This window comes from Chitinophaga oryziterrae (assembly GCF_009758125.1).
Lineage (GTDB): Bacteria > Bacteroidota > Bacteroidia > Chitinophagales > Chitinophagaceae > Chitinophaga > Chitinophaga oryziterrae.
The window spans coordinates 750772-770569 of the sequence record NZ_WRXO01000003.1; the positions used below are offsets into that span (position 1 = coordinate 750772).

At 45.1% G+C, this 19798-nt stretch carries 15 protein-coding genes; 11 read left to right on the forward strand and 4 right to left on the reverse strand.

Annotation, left to right across the window (positions count from 1 at the left end; genetic code table 11):
• Positions 1-183: 183 nt before the first annotated feature.
• Both GO495_RS14860 and GO495_RS14865 read left to right on the forward strand, forming a co-directional pair.
• A complete protein-coding gene (locus GO495_RS14860) occupies positions 184-2883 on the forward strand; it encodes a CHAT domain-containing protein (protein WP_157300485.1) in 2700 nt (899 codons plus the stop codon).
• Positions 2840-3202, forward strand: a complete 363-nt coding sequence (locus GO495_RS14865; RefSeq protein WP_205691264.1) for a Dabb family protein — start codon at positions 2840-2842, stop codon at positions 3200-3202. The genes GO495_RS14860 and GO495_RS14865 overlap by 44 nt, the downstream gene beginning before the upstream one ends.
• A 115-nt stretch (positions 3203-3317) precedes the next feature.
• Here GO495_RS14865 and GO495_RS14870 read toward each other — a convergent pair whose 3' ends face one another.
• The 3 genes from GO495_RS14870 to GO495_RS14880 form a co-directional block, all read right to left on the reverse strand.
• Positions 3318-5921, reverse strand: a complete 2604-nt coding sequence (locus GO495_RS14870) for a TonB-dependent receptor (protein ID WP_157300486.1) — start codon at positions 5919-5921, stop codon at positions 3318-3320.
• A 112-nt stretch (positions 5922-6033) separates the two neighbouring features.
• On the reverse strand, positions 6034-6753 hold the full coding sequence (locus tag GO495_RS14875; protein WP_157300487.1) for a LytR/AlgR family response regulator transcription factor: 720 nt from the start codon (positions 6751-6753) through the stop codon (positions 6034-6036).
• Positions 6754-6764: 11 nt separating this feature from the next.
• Complete coding sequence (locus tag GO495_RS14880) at positions 6765-7817, reverse strand: sensor histidine kinase (protein WP_157300488.1); 1053 nt, start codon at positions 7815-7817, stop codon at positions 6765-6767.
• A gap of 153 nt (positions 7818-7970) precedes the next feature.
• On the opposite strand from GO495_RS14880, the gene GO495_RS14885 reads away from it, so the two are divergent.
• From GO495_RS14885 to GO495_RS14910, 6 genes are all read left to right on the forward strand, one after another.
• Positions 7971-9512, forward strand: a complete 1542-nt coding sequence (locus GO495_RS14885; RefSeq protein ID WP_157300489.1) for a PAS domain S-box protein — start codon at positions 7971-7973, stop codon at positions 9510-9512.
• Entirely contained in the window at positions 9499-9915 is a 417-nt protein-coding gene (locus tag GO495_RS14890) for a response regulator (RefSeq protein WP_157300490.1), read from the forward strand. The genes GO495_RS14885 and GO495_RS14890 overlap by 14 nt, the downstream gene beginning before the upstream one ends.
• A gap of 50 nt (positions 9916-9965) precedes the next feature.
• Positions 9966-10175, forward strand: a complete 210-nt coding sequence (locus GO495_RS14895) for a hypothetical protein (protein ID WP_157300491.1) — start codon at positions 9966-9968, stop codon at positions 10173-10175.
• A gap of 24 nt (positions 10176-10199) precedes the next feature.
• A complete protein-coding gene (locus GO495_RS14900; protein ID WP_157300492.1) occupies positions 10200-11069 on the forward strand; it encodes an aldose 1-epimerase family protein in 870 nt (289 codons plus the stop codon).
• Between the two features lie 90 nt (positions 11070-11159).
• Complete coding sequence (locus GO495_RS14905) at positions 11160-12089, forward strand: EamA family transporter (RefSeq protein ID WP_157300493.1); 930 nt, start codon at positions 11160-11162, stop codon at positions 12087-12089.
• Positions 12090-12448: 359 nt separating this feature from the next.
• Positions 12449-13216, forward strand: a complete 768-nt coding sequence (locus GO495_RS14910; protein ID WP_157300494.1) for a phosphosulfolactate synthase — start codon at positions 12449-12451, stop codon at positions 13214-13216.
• Positions 13217-13298: 82 nt separating this feature from the next.
• On the opposite strand, the gene mgrA is transcribed toward GO495_RS14910, so the two are convergent.
• Positions 13299-14300, reverse strand: a complete 1002-nt coding sequence (mgrA, locus tag GO495_RS14915; RefSeq protein ID WP_157300495.1) for an L-glyceraldehyde 3-phosphate reductase — start codon at positions 14298-14300, stop codon at positions 13299-13301.
• 217 nt (positions 14301-14517) lie between these two features.
• Here mgrA and GO495_RS14920 point away from each other — a divergent pair, with 217 nt between their 5' ends.
• The 3 genes from GO495_RS14920 to GO495_RS14930 are packed head-to-tail and all read left to right on the forward strand — an operon-like array spanning position 14518 to position 19797.
• Positions 14518-17658 (forward strand): SusC/RagA family TonB-linked outer membrane protein, encoded by a 3141-nt coding sequence (locus GO495_RS14920; RefSeq protein WP_157300496.1) that lies wholly within the window; start codon positions 14518-14520, stop codon positions 17656-17658.
• Positions 17659-17678: 20 nt separating this feature from the next.
• Positions 17679-19130 carry a RagB/SusD family nutrient uptake outer membrane protein gene (locus tag GO495_RS14925; protein WP_170302686.1) on the forward strand — a complete coding sequence of 484 codons (1452 nt, stop codon included), beginning with the start codon at positions 17679-17681 and terminating at the stop codon, positions 19128-19130.
• 19 nt (positions 19131-19149) lie between these two features.
• On the forward strand, positions 19150-19797 hold the full coding sequence (locus tag GO495_RS14930) for a hypothetical protein (RefSeq protein WP_157300498.1): 648 nt from the start codon (positions 19150-19152) through the stop codon (positions 19795-19797).
• Position 19798 lies beyond the last annotated feature (1 nt).

Sequence of the window (19798 nt, forward strand, 5' to 3'; positions counted from 1 at the left end):
CTTACCTGTATCTTTTAAAAAAGGCTTTATTAGTAAAATGAAGAGTATGATTACATCATCTTCGCGTCAGATGTTGTTGATCAATAAATACACCTTATCTGACGTGAATATTAGGTGAAGTTAAATTGAAAAACAAATCCTGAGCCCATATTCCAAAGCTACATCAGGGAACTAAACAGTCAGATGCAGTGTATTTATGATCAACAACATCTGAAGGATGATTTGCGACAATGCGGAATGTTTGTATCTTCAACGATCAAACAGCATCTCTATATCACTGTACTGTGCTGCTTCCTGGCAGTAAAATCCTTTGCACTTCCTGATACGCTGCAAAAGCGTCTGCAGCAGTTGCAACAGGCAGATGACCTGTCGGGCTGGTTATACGAGCGGATGGAATATGTCGCCGCCGATCCTGCTGCCCGTATAAATGTACTGATGGACTGTAAAAAGGATGCCTGGCGTCCTATCCGTACCGATGAAGACTACCTCGCCTGGCTTGATCTGCTCGTGAATCAGGGTTATTACCAGCTTTATCTCGGGAATATATTGCAGTCGATTCAATGCTACGAACAGGCCTACTCTTTTTATAAACAAACATTACCCGATCCCTATGATGTGGAAGACCACATCCTTAAACCGTTAGGGAATAATTATACCCGGCTGGGAGATTATGAAAGCGCCTTGTATATCCAGGAGCAGATGCTGTCCCTGGCCTTAAAGAAAAAAGACCCGGCACTCATTGCCGCTGCTTACGCAAATATGGCGGTACTGAGGAGATCTCAGGGGGAGTGGCTGCAGGCTACCGCCCTTGCTAAACAGGGATTAACATACGCCGGTGATAAAGCCCCTGTAAGAGGACTCTTGCTCAACACCCTCTCAGACCTCGCTACTTCCAGAGGAAGTTACGACAGCGCCCGTTTGCTGAACGCTGCTGCCTTAAAAATACTAAAGGGCACTAACCCTTACTGGCTGGAAAGCGCCTATGTACAGGCAGCTGCCACCAGCAGCAACCCGTTACAGCAATACCAGCTGGCCTTGCAGGTGATAGAAAAATACTTCAAAGGAGGACGGCAACGCGAAAAAGCCAATGTATACGTGCTGATGGGACGTGCCTTACTGGAACAAAACAAACCGGACGCCGCCCGGCAGCAATATCAGCAGGCACTTAAAATACTACTGCCATCCTACACCCCGGATAAACTGCCCGAAGAACGCTGGTTATACGGCGAATACATTTTACAGGACGCCCTGGAAGGACTCGCCAGAACATATCATCAGCAGGGGCATTCACAACAGGCACTGGCAGTCATAGATCTCTGTTTCGCCGCCGCTGCTAAATTGAGGAACGAATTTGCCGGTATGGACTCCCGCCGCTTACAGCAACAGGAAACCCGCCGCCGTGTAGAACTGGCCATGAAAATAGCTTACAGTCTGTATACAACGACGAAAGAAACGCAATACGCCAACCGTATGCTGCAATACGCAGAACAGGGGAAAGCGCAATGGCTGCTGGAAGAGATCCGCAGGAATATCGGTTATGCCGCCATGCATGAGAAAGACACCCTGTTCCACCGCATGCAGCAACTGGAACAGGCCATCGCCTATTACAACCGGGAAGCGGCCGACAAAACAGACATGATCTCTTCCCTGGAATATGAGATGAGCGGCCTGCAAAGGAAATTGCAGGAGCGTTACCCGGCGCTGTTACAAAGCAACCGGGTTACCAGTACCCAGCTGAATGACCTGCCCGGGAATACGGAAGTGATAGCCTGCTTCGCAGGAGAAAAACAATGGTTCCTGCTGGAAGCAGATAAACACGGCGTAAAAGCAGTACGCACCATAGATAACCTGACCACACAATGCCGGTACTTTGTACAGCACTATTTCAAAGAAGGCCCCAATGCCATGATGAATGACCCGGTGGCCTATTACAAAGATGCCTATAAATTATATGGGGAAATATTAGGCGGTAAGAAATGGCAACCCGGCCATCAGTACTTATTTTTAACAGATGATGTACTGGGTTATGTGCCATTCGATGCCCTGGTCACAGACAGCACTTATCGTGCTGATATCAATACCTGGCCTTTCCTGGTAAAACAGGCGTCGATCAGTTACGCGTACTCATTATTAAGCTGGCAGCAGCTAAGAAAAAGGCAGCGGGAGAAAACAAGCGGTTTCACCGGCTTCTTCATTACACATGACAGCAGCAGCCGGGCCATCCCCGCTGTAGTAGAAGAACAGCGTCAGCTCAAAACTATTGTCAGCGGTAAATATGAGGAGAACCAGGCCGCTACATTGCAGGCCCTTGAACAGGCATTACAGCAAACGGGAGTCCTGCATATCAGCACACATGCCGGCGTAAACCAGGAACCCATCCTGGAAATGGCAGATGGTAACTTTGCCCTGTCTTCCCTTACCGCCCGCTTACACGCCCCTCAGCTGGTGGTGCTCAGCGCCTGCAGGACAGCAGACGGCTGGCTGATGCAGGGGGAAGGTGTACAGAGCTTATCCTGGGGATTTGCCGCAGCGGGCATCCCGGGAGTGGTTGCCGGGTTATGGAACGTGAATGATGCCGGAGCGGCTACTTTTATGCCTCATTTTTATGAGAACCTGCGTAAGGGGCAGGAGATAGGGCCCGCACTGCACTCAGCCAAGCTACAGTGGCTGCAACAGCAGACCAACCCGGTATTGCAACTACCTTATTACTGGTCGGGCTGGGTATATATGGGCATTCCGCAAACAATCACTTTATCAGCTCCCGTACCTGTCTATTGGTGGTGGATAGCTGCTTTATTATCGATATTTTTCCTATTTTACCTGTATAAAAAATTAACCCATGTCAAAACAATCAAGACGCCAGTTCATGTCAACCGCAGCTAAAACAGCTGCCGTTACAGGTATAGCCACACTTACAGGTGGCGTTGCAACAGCGAAGGAAACACCTAAAGTGTTTATACATCATGTATATTTCTGGTTGAATAATCCTGATAGCCAGGAAGATAAGGACAAGCTGATTGCCGGGTTGCGCAAACTCGCCGTGACGGCCAAAACCATCCAGCAGCATCATATCGGGTTGCCTTCCACTACCAACAGGGACGTGGTAGACCGCTCTTACGCCGTATCCTGGATGTTGTTCTTTAAGAACAAAGCAGAGCAGGATATTTTATCAGACAGATCCTGCACACTTAAACTTCATTAAGGAATGCTCTTCCGTGTGGAAGAAAGTGATCGTGTATGATTCAGAAGATATATAAAACACGAATGCGAATGATCAGCTGATCATTCGCATTTAATCTCTTCACGTTCTCTTATAATTATTGCATGCCATCCATCATATTAGCGCCATTCGATCCCTGGCTCTTGCGCTTGAACAAGCTCGCATCTATCTTCCCGAAACGATAAGCAAAGTTCAGTTTTACCATCTGTGGATCGCGCAGGCGATTATAGTTCTGTATAAAGTAAGCGCTGGACGAATACTGGTCCGTTTTACGGCTTCTGAAAATATCACTCACACTCAATGTTACACTCGCTGCTTTACTCTTCAGGAAACTCTTCTTAATGGCAATATCAATGCCGTAGAAAGGACGGATATAACCCTGGGAAGAACTCTGAGCCTGCATGTCCGGAGGACCGCCACCAAACTGACGCTGGGTATTCACGGGTAAGTTTGTTTTAGACTGATAAGTAGCGGTCAGCTGGATATCAAAATTAGCCGGTAGCTTGAAGTTACTGTTGAACTTACCGAACACACTCCACAATGCATCCTGCTGAACAGCACTGGTAGTATCGGTGTTGATCTTGGAATTATAGATGTTAATATTGGTAGAGATATCCCACCATTTGGTAAGAATATTCTGTACCGTTATTTCCGCACCGGTAGTATAACTGCTGTTAGCATTGATATAAGTATTGATCAGTGCTGAGCTGCCGGTCGCTTCATCTGTTTGTCTTTCGGTATAACCGGTAATCAGGTGATCCGTATATTTATAATACGCCGATGCCAGCAAGGTATGATTGCCTGCAAATGTTTTCAGGTAAGAGAGTTCAACAGAATGGGTGAACTCCGGTACCAGGGCAGGATTACCTTTGGTGATATTCAGCTTATCGGTAGAATCCGCAAAAGGGATCAGCTGGAAGAAATTCGGACGGTTGATCCTGCGGTTATAACTCAACTGTAATTCCTGGTTATGTTTCAGCTTCTGACTCAGGAACAGGGTAGGGAAGAGACTGGCCGGGTATTCATTCCCAAACTTCTCATTGTTCTGTACCAGTTTCCCGTCGTAATTGGATTTCTCTACTCTCAACCCTAATTTATAACTGAAGCTGCGGATACCGCTGCTGAAAGTAGCATAAGCGGCATATACATTTTCATTATTCTCGTAGTTACTGCTGGGATTAGGGATCAGTTCATAATCGCCCAGTACGTCACTAAAGATATAATTGTAGTTATTGTTCTCTGTATGTCTTAACCCTGCTCTTAAACCAGCTTCTAATTTGGTGGTGGCGTTGAATGGTTTCACATAGTCCGTTTGGATCGTGATATTCCTCATCTTACCATTTCCCTGTATTTTCTGCAGTTCATTGCCGGTAGCGGTACCACCCCTGGTGGTATAATAATTTGTGTTGTAATCAGCGTTGTTTTTGTAAGCGCCTCCGAAATAGTTGGCGTCTACGGTCAGCTCTTCTCCTTCATGAGGGAACAGGTGTTTCATACCCAGTACCAGGCCGGTACCATTGAAAACACGGCTGCTGTTCGTTAAACGTTGTCCGTAGGAATGCGAGGTAGTGCCGGCAGCGGTGAAGGTAGTATCTGAATTGATGTCCAGTGTACTGGTTGGTTTCATGCTACCATGTACTTTCACGCCTGATACGGACAATGTGGTACGGTTGTTCACGAAGTAATCCAGTCCAAGGCGACCGAAAGCAAATCCGCCACCATTCCTGGAAGCATTGTTCTGCAGGGTATGGATGGGGTCTGTTTCTATGGTCGTACGGTCGGTCATACCGGTAGTACGGTCCTTGTTCTGGTTGATCATGGCGCTGGCCGTGATATTCACTTTATCCTGGCGGAGGTTGAAATCAGCCCCGCCATTTAAAGCCCCGCGTTTATCAATACCCGCGCGAAGGTTACCGTTGTAGCCTGTTTTGCGGTTCTTTTTCAGTACGATATTGAGTATGCCCGCACCACCACCGGAAGCATCGTATTTAGCGCTGGGAGCGGTAATCACTTCTACGCTTTCGATTGCATCCGCCGGAATCTGTTCCAGCGTGAGGGTAGTAGGCCGTCCGTCTATGAATAACTGGGGAGCTGCGTTACGCATGGTAACGTTACCGTCAATGTCCACATTTACGGAAGGCACGTTTTTCATGACGTCCAGGGCAGTACCACCGGTACTGGAGATGTTCTTTTCAACGTTGAACACCTTTTTATCTCCGTCTATCTGCATCAGTGGTTTGGTACCGGTAACGGTCACCGCCTGCAGCTGACTGATACTTCCTGTCAGTTTGATATTTCCCAGGTCCTTATCAAAGGAAGGAATAGTGCCGGGAGCAGGTTTTTTAGTTAAGAAAGCGACTGTCTGGGTATAGGTTTTATAACCGGTAGCACTAATTTTCAGTTGTAAAGGGCCAAATACCGGTAATTCTTCCAGACTGAAATCACCATTATTCTGTGTCATTACACCTTTTACCAGCACATCTTTTTTGGCACCACTGGCAGAGTCGAAGCGGCTCTGTAAAACGATCACCGAAGTGTAAGGCATTGGTTTGCCGTCACTGTCCAGAATTCTTCCATAGAGGTGGCCGATATTGGCCGGACGAGTACCTGGTTGGCCGCCGGGCATTCCACCGCCGGGCATTTGTGCGTTTACAATAGTAGAACAGGTCAACAGGGCGAAAAGCCATATAATTTTTTGCATAAATTCCTTTTCAGATGACGCAAAACTAATTGCGTATTTCCATTATACATAGTAAAATGAGGCAACGATATAAAATAATGCGACGAAAGGCGCAGATCAGGGATGAATATTTTTATTTAGTACCTGTGCCGGTAAGGGCTGCCACAGCATCCCGGTAATTATCGCCTACCGGCAATTCCATTGTACCGATAAAGACGCTGTTTTTCCGGATGGCAGTAATATGGGCTACCGCTATAATATAGGATTTGTGAATGCGGATGAATTTAGCCGGGGCCAGTTGTTCCTCTACCTGTTTCAGGGGCATACGGGTCACTACGGGCTTGGTATCGCCTGTCAGGTGGATACGGATGTAATCCTTCAGTGCTTCTATCCATATGATGTCAGCGATGGTGATCTTCAGCAGGCTGTAATCGGCATTCACGAAGAAGAATTCAGGACTGGCGGCCGGAGAAGCAGGCGCATTATTTTGCTTTAACTGGAAAAGTTCGCGGGCTTTGTTGCAAGACTTGATAAACCTGGGAAGGGATACCGGTTTTACCAGGTAATCCGTTACATCCAGTTCAAAACCTGCCAGTGCATATTTCTCATAGGCCGTAATGAGAATGATCATGGGTTTTTGGGCCATGCTCTGTATGAACTGTAATCCCGTTAACCCGGGCATCTGAATATCCAGGAAAATGAGATCTACCGTATTTTCCTGTAATGCTTTTATTGCTTCAAAGGCATCAGTACACTTGGCTACCAGTTCCAGGTAGGGTACCTGGCGGATGTTATCTTCCAGCAGCTCAAGTGCCAGGGGTTCATCATCAACAGCTATACAACGTAGTGTCATAAAATAATAGATTAATGCAAATGTAACTGTAAAGACACAACGAACCAGCCTTCCTTTTTGTTGATCAGCAACTGGTAATTATCCTTGTATAAGAGGTTTAAACGGCGCTTTACGTTCGTGAGGCCTATACCGGACGTTTTATCTTTTACTTCTTCGTATTCCGTATTGTATTTGTTCATCACGGAAAACTGCAGCAGGCCCTGTCTGGCACGCAGCTCTATATCAATACGGGCATCCTGTATCAGGCCGGTGCCATGTTTAAATGCATTTTCCACGAAGGGTATCAGCAGCATGGGCTCTATCTCGTACCCGTTTTCCGGCAACTGCAAATTTACATTCACCTGCACTTTGGCTCCAAAACGTTGCTGTTGAAGGTCTATATAACTTTGCAGGTAATCGATCTCCTTATCCAGCGGCACTTTATCTTCATCCGCTTCATACAGCATATACCGCATTAAAGAGGAAAGGTTGATCAGTGAAGGTTCCAGCTGATCTGACTGTTTCCTGGCCAGCGCAACCATATTATTGAGTACATTGAACATAAAATGAGGGCTTACCTGCGATCTTAGCAGGGTCAGCTCCGTTTTAAGGTTCTCATTTTCACGGTCACTCGCCAGTTTATCACTGTTCATTTTATCCCTGATCATTCTCCAGGCCGTGCTGCATGCCAGCATAAAAGTGAGGGAAAAGAAACTGAACAACATGGTGGGTTTCAGTTCAAACCGTTTGTAACTAATGAAAATCTCGCTAAATACCCACCTGGACCCTACCAGGGCAGCAAAAAGCAGTAATAATATCGTCACAAATTCCGGGTACTTTTTGCGGTAAACCAGTTTCGGAATGAGTACTGTCGCATTGAAGTAAAAGAAGAGCGTTAGCAATACCGCATTCATGAAATAATGAATGAGATTAGCTTTATCATCAGGTTCCGGACGATGCTGTTCCGAAGGACGTAACAGGAAAGGCAGGCTGAATAGGGTGATCCATATAACTGTATGCAGGAATATCTGCGTCCATTTCCTGGAATACCATGCCTGTCTGGTATCGTTTTGTACAATATTCATTCCTTTATCAAACAATTTAACCTGTCAAAAGAACTAAAAATTTGAGTAGGAAAGGAAAATATTGAGATGAAATCCAGTTTTTTCGCTACAAACTTGAAGTTTTCTGTTAAATTGCTGTTATAAAGCTCATCTTTTCCCTGTAAGCAGGACGATGTGCAACCATATAACCAGACTATGATTGATCATGCGAACCATTGGTGGAGCGCAATAGCGAACGCTATTGAGGAGGGCTACGTTGCAATAGATTTGCATGGTCAGGTGATTGCCTGGAACCAAAGCGCACTCAAAATCCTTCATATCTCCGAAACTCAGATCCAGGATACTGCTTATTGGAAAAGTACCGTCATACAGCCGCTTGCTGTTATGCTGCAGGAACGTCAGGACTTTTCCGGAAAGGAGATCAGTCTTCATTTTGAACGTGGTAGTACAACCTGGCTGAGAACCAATGGAAGGCATCTTATAACGGATACGGATAATGGATATATCCTCACATTTACAGATATAACAAAATGGATCGACACCAATAAATCCGAACGTGAACTCAGACATACAAAAGACAAACTGGAGGAAAGTCAGAAGGTATTTGAAAGCGTATTCAATTATTCTCCTACGGGTATAGGGCTGATAGGCCCCGATGGTAAATGGATGGACGTAAATGAATCCCTGATGAATACCCTGGGTTTTACCCGGGAGGAATTGAAAGCAACGGATATAGCGGATATCATCCATCCGGATGATCGTGAAAGTGCCGTGAACCAGATCATAATGATGCTGAACGGTGAGATCAATACTTACCGGGCAGAAAGGAGGTACATGCATAAAGACGGCCATTATATCTGGGTATTCCTGGCCGCTTCGCTGTTATGGTATGCAGATGGCACACCGCGGTTCTTTATCATCCAGATGGTAGATGTGACCGAACTGAAGCATTTAAATACAGAAGCACAGACTAAAAATATTATCCTGCATGCTACTTCGGTAGACCTGCGGCAGAAAATCAAACAGCTTCAGGAGTTCAACAGGATCATTGCCCATAACCTCGGAGGACCTGCAACGGCGTTGGTCGCCTCTACAGACCTGCTGCCGGAGATCACTGAGGAGAATGACAGGAGCCGGTTGTTACAACACATGAAAGCCACTGCTGAGGCAATATTATACACGCTGAAAGACCTGAAACAGGTACTGGACCTGAAAGAGAATAATGAAGTGCCATTTACCGAGTGCGATCTGGAAGCGCTTATTCAACAGAAATGGGGCTTACTGAACCCACTGATAGAAAAGAAAAAGGCAGCGCTGTACCTGGACCTGCAAGTAGACACCATCTTTTACGGCAAGGCTTACCTGGAGAATATATTGTTTAACTTACTAAATAATGCCCTGATTTATACCCGTCCGGACGTACCTCCCCAAATCCACGTTTCCTGCCGGAAAGAAGAGAAGGAAATAGTACTGGAAGTAAGGGACAATGGCATGGGTATTGATCTCGATAAGCACGGTACACAGATATTCAGATACAAAAAGATCTTTCACCGGGGTTTAAGCGGAGAGGGAGTCGGATTATTCATGATAAGGAACCAGATTAAAACATTTGGTGGCAACATTAAAGCAAAAAGTGAAGAAGGCAAAGGCAGCAGCTTCTTCGTATATTTCAATAATAACCGGGAACCCATATTAAAGCAAGATGAACAAGATTAAAAATGCGTGTATTGTGGATGATGACGATCTCTTCCAGTTCGTTATGCGGCAGCATTTTGAACGCCTTGGAATGGTGGAGAACATCCACAAATTCAGCGATGGAGAACAAGCGTTAACTTACATCAGGTCCAATCTTCAACAACCGGACCTGCTACCGGAACTTATACTGCTGGATGTGAATATGCCGTATATGGACGGATGGCAGTTTATGCGCGAATTCGTGAAATTGGATATCCCTGCGGATAAAAAGATCAAAATATATATCCTTTCCAGCTCTACCCATGAGAGCGATTTACAGAAGGCAAAGGAATTTCCTGTGCTGGCTGGTTATCTCGTTAAACCTCTTTCAAAACAAACCATTCAGCAGCTGCTCTCAGAACTGTTACCGGCTCATACAGACTAAACAATATGGCATGTGGATTGTTAACTCATCTGTACTTAAACCAAATAAATATGAAAACACTGGGTTTTATTCTGCTAATTGCCGGCATCGTTATGATCCTTATCAGAGGCTTCTATGTAACAACAGAGAAAAAGGTGGTAGATATCGGACCAGTGGAAATCAATAAAAAGGAAAATAAATGGATCGGCTGGCCTACTTATGCCGGTGGCGCTGTTGCAGTACTCGGTCTTATCCTTGTGCTGACTGATAAAAAAAGATAGTATTTTGCAGGCAAATTAGAATGTATGCCTGAGTTGTTCAATGATCAGTTACAAATAACCATTGCCGAAAAGGGAGCGGAACTACAGCATATCATCCGCAAGGATTCCCAACTGGAATACCTTTGGAGTGCTGATCCTGCTTTCTGGGCAAAAAAGAGCCCGGTATTATTCCCTATAGTGGGAACCCTGAAAAATAATACATACACATATAAAGGAAAAAACTACACACTTGGCAGGCACGGCTTTGCCAGGGACCATGTGTTCACTGTAAAAGAACAAACAAATACGCGTGTAGTCTTTACATTGACTGATACAGAACATACCTTACCCGTATATCCTTTCAACTTTACATTCAGCGTAGTATATACTTTAGATGGAGATGTGCTCACCGTACAATACATTGTTGAGAATACCGGCGCAGATACAATGTACTTTTCTGTAGGCGCACATCCTGCATTTAAAGTACCACTTACAGAAGATGCCGGTTATGAGGATTATTATCTCTCTTTCAGCAAAAAAGAAAACGCGGATCTATGGCCTTTAACCGATGGTGGCTTGATAGAAAAAACACCTGTTCCTTACATAAAGGATACAGATAAACTTCCTTTACAACATTCACTTTTTTACCAGGATGCATTGGTATTCAAACACCTGGCATCAACAGCCGTTTCCTTAAAAAGCGATGTATCTCCTCATGGTCTGGAACTGACTTTTGAGGGCTTCCCTTTTATGGGTATCTGGGCAGCTAAAGATGCTGATTTCGTTTGTATAGAACCCTGGTGTGGTATTGCAGACAGCGTAGATGCCGGTGGAGAGTTATCAGAGAAGGAAGGTATTAACAAGCTGCTTGCAGGACAGGTTTTCGAAAGACAATGGTCGGCCCGGTTTTTCTGATAAATCAGGAAAATAATGTTATGATACGGAAACTGAAATATTACATTTGACCGGCAAACTATATTTTACTGGTAATAATAAATTGACCCATTGGCATCATCTTCTACGCGACCCGCGCCTGCATGGTTGGTATTGCTGGCTTTTCTGGCTATTTATATTGTATGGGGTACTACCTACCTGGCTATAGTATATGGATTAAAAGGATTCCCGCCTTTTCTGCTGTCTGCACTCCGTTATCTGATTGCCGGTACATTACTGGCAGGATGGTGCCGTATACGCGGACAAAAAATCCCTCCGGTTGCTGTGATCAGGATCTGTGTTATCAGTGGTTTACTGATGCTGATAGGAGGGAGTGGACTGGTGACCTGGTCTGAACAATATGTAGGCTCCGGACAGGCAGCTATTATCATCGCTTCAGAACCGTTCTGGTTTTTGCTGATAGATAAAAAGCGCTGGCATATGTATTTTACGAACCTTTACATTATAGCAGGACTGCTAATAGGTTTTACCGGTATCATACTATTCTTTGGGTTCAGTAAACCGGAAGTAGCTGCAGAGATGCAGTGGATTGGTTATGCGGTGATAATCTTGAGCGCTATCTTATGGGTGGTTGGGTCCCTGTATGCGGAAAGCAGGCTGGATGGCAGCACCAGTAACATTGTGACCGTTTGTATACAGCTGATAGCAGGGGGCGTAGGCAGCCTGTTAATTAGCGGGATCAAAGGTGAACTCAGTACATTCTCATTTCCCGCAGTGCCATTACAGGCCTGGGGAGGATTATTATATCTTGTAATCATGGGATCGTTAGTCGCCTATATGGCATTTACCTGGCTCATAACAGTGCGTCCGCCAGCACTGGTAAGCACCCATACCTATATTAATCCATTGGTTGCGGTGCTTATGGGCTGGGCTTTTGTAAATGAGCGGTTTTCCGGGATGCAGTTACTGGCAATGTTTATTATACTGGCAGGAGTATTGTTAACGAACTTCCCTGCTTATAAAGCATTTCTCAAAAAATGATGAACCTTGTATTATGAAATACAGATGATCCCGAATGCCTCGTTCCCGGGACCTTTTTACACAATAAGGTTCACCCGGATAGATAGTGCCACAGTTTGAATATTATGACAGATGTTGTTGATCATAAATACACTGCATCTAACTGTTTAGTTCTCTGATTTGGCTTTGGAATATGGGTGCAGCATTTGTTTTTCAATTTAACTTCACCTGATATTCACGTCAGATAAGGTGTATTTATCGATCAACAACATCTGGCGCGAAGATCATGTAATCAAACTGAGGCATTACCACCGAATATCCCCCACAGCAATAAGGTATTTTTTAAATACCTTTGTCCCGGAAGCTAAATCCATAGAAAAATGAATTTTAACCTGGAAAAGATCCCGGAACGTACACAAAGTCCCCGTTCATATGGTATTACAATGGTTACTGATAAAGGACTGAGCCTGCAGGATACAAGAGACTTCCTGTCTGGCGCCGCTCCTTATGTAGACATGGTGAAACTGGCTTTTGGTACTGCTTACGTAACGCCTAACCTGGACCAAAAGATCAAAATATATCAGGAACATAATATCCCGGTTTATTTTGGTGGCCTGTTACTGGAAGCTTTCATCATCCGTAATCAGTTCGACGACTACCTGCGTATCATTAAAGACTACGGTATCAACTATATGGAAGTATCCGACGGTTCTCTTACTATTCCTCACGCAGAAAAATGCGGGTATATAGAGAAACTGGCTAAGCTGGGTACGGTATTAAGTGAAATTGGTTCCAAGGATAAAGACAGAGAACATATTACACCGCCTTATAAGTGGATAGAGCTGATGAAAGCTGAAATGGAAGCTGGTTCTTCCTATCTCATCGCAGAAGCCCGTGAAACAGGTAATGTGGGCCTTTACCGTGATTCTGGTGAGGTGCGTGAAGGACTGGTACAGGAGATCCTTACAAAGATCCCTTCTGAGAAGATCATATGGGAAACTCCCCGTAAAGATCAGCAACTGTATTTCCTTGAATTAGTGGGCTGTAACGTGAACCTGGGTAACATCTCCTCTAAAGAGGTCATTGCACTGGAAGCAATGCGTGTAGGCCTGAGAGGTGACAGTTTTCAATTCTATCTGAACGACTAAATTTGGGTGCAGGGCGAAACCCTGCAAAAAAACCTTCAATTTTTTAGTGATGGTGCTTAGCACCATCACTAAAAAATCCTAACTATCCTTTTAAAATACTTTCAATCTCCTGCAACTCTTCTGCTGTATAATGCACATTCTCCAATGCTCCCAGGTTGTTATCCAGTTGGGCTACAGAACTCGCACCAATCAGCACAGTGGTGATCCGCTTATCTTTCAGTAACCAGGAAAGCGCCATCTGTGCCAGTGACTGACCCCTGCGCTGTGCAATCTCATTCAAACGAACGATCTTACTCACTGTCTCATCCGTAATCTGGGCCGCTTTCAGGAAACCGCTGGGTTTACTGGCGCGTGATCCTTCCGGGATACCTTTGATATATCTGTCGGTCAGCAATCCCTGTGCAAGCGGGGAGAAAGGGATACATCCCACACCGTTTGCTTCCAGTACGTCCAGCAAACCGTTTTCCACCCATCTTTCAAACATGGAATATTTAGGCTGATGGATCAGGCAGGGAGTACCCAGTGATTTCAGCACCGCTAAGGCCGCCCTGGTCTCATCCGCAGAATAATTGGATAACCCGACATATAAAGCCTTCCCAGACCGTACAATACTATCCAGCGCACCCATTGTTTCTTCAATAGGCGTATTGGGATCAGGACGGTGGGAATAGAAGATATCTACATAATCCAATTGCAAACGACGCAGGCTCTGGTCCAGACTGGAAATCATGTACTTCCTGGAACCCCATTCCCCATAAGGACCAGGCCACATTAAATAACCGGCCTTGGAAGAAATGATCAGCTCATCACGGAGTGTACCCGTGTTAAAATCTTTTTTGAGGATAGCGCCGAAGTTTTCTTCAGCAGATCCAGGAACAGGTCCGTAGTTATTGGCAAGGTCAAAATGAGTAATCCCTTTATCAAAAGCACGGCGTACGATCTGCTGGCCATTGTCAAAAGAATCTATAGAACCGAAGTTATGCCACAGACCCAGTGAAATAGCCGGAAGCCGGATACCGCTTTTCCCGCAGCGGTTATATTGCATAGAGTCATACCGGTCGGTAGCTGGTACATAAGCGCTCATAATATTGAATATTTAGGATGTCCAAGATAGTTGTTATTTGTAAACAAAAAGGTAAAATCTGCAAATCCGGAAGAGGGCGATAGGTGTAGATTTATAATATTACAAGCTACCTGTTTGTGTACATGCCGGCTGCCGCATTTATCAACCAATGGTATAGTAAGAAGTATCAGCGCCTGTAACTACTGTGGATTTCCATTACATCTAATTAATTGCAACAATGAGCTATCAGTTTACCCATCTGAAAGTGCCTCTTATTGGCATATGTCTATTGCTGCTACCTTACGTGCTGTTTGCCCAGGTGAAATTATCGGGGAAGGTGACAGACAAAAAATCTAATACACCCGTGCCCGGGGTGGTCGTACGGGAGAAAGGTTCCAAACAGGGAACTACTACCAACGACAAAGGACAGTTCACCCTTGAACTGAAAACCACCAACCCTTCATTGCTGGTAAGTTTCGTAGGTTTTCAGTCGCAGGAAATAAAAGTCGGCAACAGGTCCACTCTCGACATTCAACTGGAAGAAGACGTAAAAGGACTCAGCGACGTAGTCGTAATCGGCTACCAGGATATCCAGCGGCGTAAAACGACCGGCGCCGTCTCTTCCGTAAAAGGTAAAGACATCGAAAACATTCCCTATGCTACATTCGACCAGATGCTGCAAGGGCGTGTAGCCGGTCTTTCCGTATTAAGCGTGTCCGGAGAACCGGGCAGCAATGGTATCGTGAATGTTCGTGGCAGCAACAGCGTTACATTAGGCGGCGTAAGTAATCCGCTGTATGTGATAGATGGTGTCATCTATAACGTAAACGATATGCTGCCCTCTAATAACGGCTCGTATAACAACAATCCGCTGACCGCTATCAATCCGAATGATATCGAATCTATAGATGTCTTAAAAGATGCATCCGCAGCAGCTATCTATGGTGCAAGAGGAGCCAATGGCGTTATCCTTGTAAAAACGAAACGCCCTAAATCCGGTTTGCCTCAGTACACCGTAAACTATTACACGGGCATTGCACAGAAGCCTGCCATGAAACCTATGCTGGTAGGTGCGGCAGAGAGAAGAATGAAGATGGAGATGCTGTATAAAAGCGGGTATAACAACTTCGCTAATCTGAGCGTGTTCTTAACGGACAGCCTGAACCCTGCTTTTAATAATAACACCGACTGGCAGGGTATCTTCCTGCAAAACGCTTCTATTAATAATATAGATGCCAGTGTAAGTGCCGCCAATGTAGGCTATAGTTATCGTTTATCTGTAAATGGATATAAAGAAGAAGGGGTGATGAGAGGATACTATATGAAACGTTTATCACCTCACTTATTCCTGTCATTAAATCCGGGTAAAAAGATCAATATTTCGATAGATGTATTGCCTTCTTTTGTGAAGGTGAAACATGGTACCGGTGATGGTACCCGTTATCCGTTCGATACCTGGAATTTCCCTTCCTCTTTCTGGAATGTATCAGCCCAGCAGGTGGCGGCGTATCAGGGTAATTATAGCAACGTACTGGATAATGATAATTTCTTCTACCTCACCAGTAATGTAAAGCTGACGGATACACTGGCGAAGAATCTCGTATTTACCAGTTCCTTCTCGCATAATTATAATAACAACAGAAGGGATTATTATAAGGATAAATCTATCAATACCCTCAACCGTAATGATGCGTATAACTTTAATAACCTGACGGCCCGCTGGGAAGTAGAGAATTATATCAACTGGTCAAAGACGATGGGCAAACATAGTGTAAGCGTAGTACTGGGGCAGGGGGCAGAGAACCAGCAGAATAAATACACCTATGCAGAAGGGAATAATTTAACCGTAGGAGGATTACAGACGATCGAAGGGATCTCCCGTGGTAACAACCTCTATGCACAATCTCACCTGGAAGAGCGTTCACGGTTGTCCTGGTTCGGTCGTCTCAATTATGAATACAAAGAGAAGTACCTGATTTCAGGAAGTTATAGAAGAGATGCTTCTTCCAAGTACAGCAGCAGCAATCGCTGGGGTAATTTCTACTCTGCTTCGGCAGGATGGATCGTATCAGAAGAACCATTCTTTGAGCCGGCGAAGAAGATAGTGAACTTCCTGAAGTTCCGTGGTAGTTATGGTGTTACCGGTAATGACCCTGCGGGTTATTATGCGAAGTACCAGGCGCTCACCACCAATGCGAGTTATTACTCTTCTTCCCTGGGGGGTAATGTGATCGGTAATATGAGTAACTACAACGGTACTACGGTCGTATATCCTGATTACAATTCACCTGCTGCTAACAGGAATATTACCTGGGAAAGTTATCCGCAAACGGATATTGGGATGGACGTGAATTTTATGCATGACCGTATTTCATTGACGGCCGACTGGTACGCACGGGATGGTAAAAATGTATACCTGGATAATGTACTGGCCCGCGGAACGACCGGTTATTCTTTCTATTCCGGTAACCTGGTAGACTTCCGCAATACGGGTATAGAAATTACTTTAAATACCAGCAATTTCCCTTCCGGCTGGAAGCTGCAATGGAATACCAACTTCAACATCGCCTTTAACAAGAACTATATTACCCGCCTGCCTGATAATAACCGCGACCTGGTTGCTGGTCCGCCCTGGATGCAGCAAACCCTTACAGTTGGCCGTCCGATGTTCACCTACAAAGTATGGCAGGTGAATGGCGTGTACGCAAAGGATGCTGATGTACCTACAGACCCTTTAACAGGTAAACGTTTAACCTTTAACGGTGGTAATCCATATGGCGCAGGAGACCCTATCCTGGTAGACCAGAACGGGGATTATAAGATAGACCTGCTGGATAAAGTGTCTTATGGAGATCCGCAGGCACATGTGACCGGTGGTATAACCAACACCTTTACCTACAAAGGGTTCTCTCTATCGGTGCTTTGCACCTTTATTAAGGGCAGGAAATTATGGAACGGATACCTGTCGGATAAACTCAATGGTTCCAGCGGTGCTATTGCCAGCAGCTGGGGCGTGGTATCCGGACCCGCATCCGATTTCAAAGGCGCTACTTTCTGGCAACAGGCAGGAGATGATGCTCAGTACGGATCATTGTTAAGTAACAACGTAGACAAATGGAATATTGCTAATTCTGTCTTTGTGGAAGATGCCAGTTTTTTCAGGATGAAGAACATTATGCTGGGGTACAACTTTTCATCAGCACTTGTTAAACATCTGAAAATTGGCGGTCTGCGGATATATGGTATGCTGGACAACATTTTTGTACTGTCTAATGCTACCGTACCAGACCCTGAGCTGATAAATGCCGCAGGTTATTCCAGCGGTAACGATTATCCGCTTCCCAAGAAGTATACGTTGGGCTTACAGGTACAGTTATGATCACTATGAAACAGCTCTTTATGAAAAAGTATATATTCTATTTACTACTTGTGTTAACCATCACATCCTGTAGTAAGTTCCTTGATAAAGAACCTTACAGCACCGCTACTGATGGTGGTATATGGCGTACGGAAGATGACGCCAATTCTGCGGTAGCTGCCTGTTACGCTTTGCTTAGAATGGCACTGAATGATGGTATGGCGTATTATGCCTATGGCGATATGCCTACCGATGAATTCAGTTCCACGTATGGTGGGGGCGACTATGCTTACTACTACATTAAAAACGGGCTGTGGGCACAGCCTGTTCCCGCTGCGAACACCTACGAGCCAGTGATGAAATTGCGGCGTTATGAGAACTTCTACCGTGTCATTGATCAATCCAACCGTTGTATCAAACATATCCCTTCTATTGCTACTGACCGTCAGCAGGAATTCCTGGGAGAAGCTTATTTCAACAGGGCTTTCAGTTATTTCTACATGGCGCGTGTATGGGGAGGAGTACCACTGGTATTACAGGCGGTGGAAGATGTAGCGACCACCACCAATGTAGCCCGCGCTACGGAAAAGGAAATCCTCGATCAGGCTATTGCTGATGCAAAACAGGCGATCATTTCCCTTCCCTGGACGAACGGCGTATCTTCTGATAAAGTAGTACGCGCCAATAAAGGCGCTGCTTATGCCTTGCTGGCACATATTTACGCATGGCAGGGGGATTACGCCAAATGTGCGCCTATTGCAGACTCTGTGATCAGCAGTGGCCTTTACAGTTATGTGAACAGGAATAATTACCTCACTATTTATGATGGCAAATCTTCTGAAGGCATCTTTGAAATAGCGCAGAATGCCACGAACGAAGGGGCATCTTATAACAGTATCGCATTTTATACGCTGAGGTCTGATAAATATCTGTCCATCAATACCGGCAACTCTTTCTTACCGCTCAATTTAACCACCTTATCAGCATTATATAGTGATACTACCGATCTGAGAAGGAATAGTGCTTTTGCTTATCTGAGCTCTACAGACCCTATCTGCATCAAGTATGATAATATCACGTATAACGGTACCGGCAATACTGACCCTTTAGCGTTTAATAACATCATCGTTTTTCGTTTATCAGATATTACACTGCTGAGGGCAGAAGCATTGGCTGCTACCGGCGATTACGGAGGGGCGCGTACATTACTGGATGAGATCCGGGCATTGGCCGGATTGTCTCCTTCGGAAGCAGATGACGCAGACTTATTTGAGAATGTTATTGATGAACGGGGAAGGGAGTTGTTCCTGGAAGGTCATCGTTTCTATGACCTGGTACGCCTGGCCAAGAAGACTGGTAAAGTGGCGTTTGGAGATGATAAGATCTCTGCCACTCAGTTTCAGCAGGGCAAGTACTACTGGCCCTTGGACCCGGTGCTGATCACGGCCAATTCCCTGCTGGTACAAACGCCTTACTGGAAAGGTAAATTGTAAACGATTAAATCATTCATGTATGACACGTATACTGATAATATGCCTGTTGCTGTTTACCGCCTGTAAGAAAGATGCTTACCTTACGGACGGCGGACTCAGTTCCGCACACACCGATCTCTCTACATATGACTATCTCGCCAAACAACAGTTTCAGTTGTTTGATACGGTAATCATGATCATAGATCATTATAACCTGAAGGATGAAGTCAATAATGCTAAAACATTCTTTGCACCTACAGACTATTCCGTAGCCAGGTTCCTGCAGCATAAACTGGACTCTGTCCGGCAGATCAATGAGAATAACCGTTACTCACTGGATGATATGTACAATGATATTACCGTAGATTCTGTCAGGCAATATCTTTTCAAAGAGGCCATCACGGTGCCGGATGCAAAGGAAACAGCGGTAACGTATACCACATTAGGCAATACGCCCGCTGCTATCCTCAAAATAAAACAAACAGACCCTGCTTATTATACCTGGTCTAAAACACCGGTATACCTGCTGTATTACACCAGGGTAAGAGGCACACTGGATAATAGTACAACAGATCCTAATGATCCGGATGCGGATACGCGGGTACCATGTCAGACTACGGGTATTCTTACTTCCAGCGGAGGAGTGTTACACGTACTCACTAACCAGCATGTATTTGTTCGTTTTTAAT

What these genes read in the sequence shown, in the direction of transcription:
- GO495_RS14860 (WP_157300485.1), top strand. Translation starts at nt 184, where the DNA reads ATGCAGTGTATTTATGATCAACAACATCTGAAGGATGATTTGCGACAA.
- GO495_RS14865 (WP_205691264.1), top strand. Translation starts at nt 2,840, where the DNA reads ATGTCAAAACAATCAAGACGCCAGTTCATGTCAACCGCAGCTAAAACA.
- GO495_RS14870 (WP_157300486.1), bottom strand. Translation starts at nt 5,921, where the DNA reads ATGCAAAAAATTATATGGCTTTTCGCCCTGTTGACCTGTTCTACTATT.
- GO495_RS14875 (WP_157300487.1), bottom strand. Translation starts at nt 6,753, where the DNA reads ATGACACTACGTTGTATAGCTGTTGATGATGAACCCCTGGCACTTGAG.
- GO495_RS14880 (WP_157300488.1), bottom strand. Translation starts at nt 7,817, where the DNA reads ATGAATATTGTACAAAACGATACCAGACAGGCATGGTATTCCAGGAAA.
- GO495_RS14890 (WP_157300490.1), top strand. Translation starts at nt 9,499, where the DNA reads ATGAACAAGATTAAAAATGCGTGTATTGTGGATGATGACGATCTCTTC.
- GO495_RS14895 (WP_157300491.1), top strand. Translation starts at nt 9,966, where the DNA reads ATGAAAACACTGGGTTTTATTCTGCTAATTGCCGGCATCGTTATGATC.
- GO495_RS14900 (WP_157300492.1), top strand. Translation starts at nt 10,200, where the DNA reads ATGCCTGAGTTGTTCAATGATCAGTTACAAATAACCATTGCCGAAAAG.
- GO495_RS14910 (WP_157300494.1), top strand. Translation starts at nt 12,449, where the DNA reads ATGAATTTTAACCTGGAAAAGATCCCGGAACGTACACAAAGTCCCCGT.
- mgrA (WP_157300495.1), bottom strand. Translation starts at nt 14,300, where the DNA reads ATGAGCGCTTATGTACCAGCTACCGACCGGTATGACTCTATGCAATAT.
- GO495_RS14920 (WP_157300496.1), top strand. Translation starts at nt 14,518, where the DNA reads ATGAGCTATCAGTTTACCCATCTGAAAGTGCCTCTTATTGGCATATGT.
- GO495_RS14925 (WP_170302686.1), top strand. Translation starts at nt 17,679, where the DNA reads ATGAAAAAGTATATATTCTATTTACTACTTGTGTTAACCATCACATCC.
- GO495_RS14930 (WP_157300498.1), top strand. Translation starts at nt 19,150, where the DNA reads ATGACACGTATACTGATAATATGCCTGTTGCTGTTTACCGCCTGTAAG.